This is a genomic window from Paraburkholderia sp. SIMBA_027, assembly GCF_046535315.1.
In the GTDB taxonomy this organism is placed as follows: domain Bacteria; phylum Pseudomonadota; class Gammaproteobacteria; order Burkholderiales; family Burkholderiaceae; genus Paraburkholderia; species Paraburkholderia tropica.
In genome coordinates this window covers 1-272 of sequence record NZ_JAWRWY010000560.1, presented here as the reverse complement: position 1 = coordinate 272, position 272 = coordinate 1, and the positions used below count along the sequence as shown (strand labels likewise).

Genomic DNA, 272 nt, shown 5'->3' with positions numbered 1-272 from the left:
CCATGCGGCCGTCACGGCGCCGGCGATCTCGGCGTCGAGGCCCTTGACGGTGACGCCGGTGCCGGGCCGGTAGGCCTGGTCGCCATCGGGCGTCAAGCTGTCGCCGTCTTTCAGGGCGACGTTCTTCTGCTGGCTGCGGAATGCCGACACGGCGGCATTGAGCGCGCCGTTGAACCATTCGCCCTTGATGCCGGCCTCGTAGCTGGCGCCCGTGATGGGCTTGAGGGTGTCGCCGCTTTCGTTCTTGTTGGTCTGCGGCGTGAAGACATCGG

1 protein-coding gene is annotated in these 272 nt (G+C 67.6%); it reads right to left on the bottom strand.

Going from position 1 to position 272, the window contains the following annotated elements; translation table 11 throughout:
• Window positions 1-272: TonB-dependent receptor domain-containing protein (locus SB764_RS40255; protein WP_410866788.1), on the bottom strand; the 272-nt coding region annotated here is incomplete at both ends.